This is a genomic window from Bacillus cereus group sp. Bce019, from assembly GCF_051781745.1.
Lineage (GTDB): Bacteria > Bacillota > Bacilli > Bacillales > Bacillaceae_G > Bacillus_A > Bacillus_A cereus.
In genome coordinates this window covers 1-251 of the sequence record NZ_JBPWJX010000269.1, presented here as the reverse complement: position 1 = coordinate 251, position 251 = coordinate 1, and the positions used below count along the sequence as shown (strand labels likewise).

The window sequence follows — 251 nt, the reverse complement described above, 5'->3', positions numbered from 1 at the left end:
GCGATTCTTTAGTTAAAGTAAAGCGTAATATCAAAGATATTAATGATGATGAAACATTAAAACAAGTAACCCGTGATAGTGAAATTTTAGCTGAAACGATGGAGTCTGATGTAAACTAGGTAACTCGTGGTGCAGCTCAATTAATGGGTCGATTTGGTTTATCTGGTAAACAAGCTTTTGATTTATTAGCGCAAGGTTCCGCCAAAGGATTAAATTATTCTAATGAGTTATTTGATAATTTGAGTGAATAC

The 251-nt window shown here is 33.1% G+C and carries 1 pseudogene; it reads left to right on the top strand.

Annotated features, from left to right (window positions below):
• A pseudogene (locus ACS2QP_RS28290) lies at window positions 1–251 on the top strand (hypothetical protein); the annotation flags it as partial.